The organism is Pseudomonas sp. E45-MNA-CIBAN-0222 (assembly GCF_040310405.1).
GTDB classification, from domain to species: Bacteria; Pseudomonadota; Gammaproteobacteria; order Pseudomonadales; family Pseudomonadaceae; genus Stutzerimonas; species Stutzerimonas stutzeri_AC.
Genome location: NZ_JBEOPU010000144.1, coordinates 1 through 261 on the forward strand (window position 1 = coordinate 1; position 261 = coordinate 261).

A 261-nucleotide genomic window follows, 5' to 3' on the forward strand; every position below is an offset into this window, starting at 1 on the left:
GTCATGCGCGCATCGCAGCGGTTGCACTCGGACATCCAGCCGCAGTCGTGGCACAGCAAGGTCGGCGCAAAGCCTCGGCGATTGAGGAACACCAGCACCTGCTGGCCAGCGGCGAGGGTCTGGCCGATGGCTTGCTGCATCGGCCCGGAAATCCCGCTGTCCAGCGGACGACTTTTCACATCCAGGCGCAGGAAGCGCGGCTGCTTGGCGCTACCGGCCCGCTCATTCAGGCGCAGCAGGCCATAACGCCCGGTGTAGGCG

At 66.7% G+C, this 261-nt stretch carries 1 pseudogene; it reads right to left on the minus strand.

Going from position 1 to position 261, the window contains the following annotated elements:
• Window positions 1-261 (minus strand): annotated as a pseudogene (locus AAEZ08_RS23090) (primosomal protein N'); the annotation flags it as partial.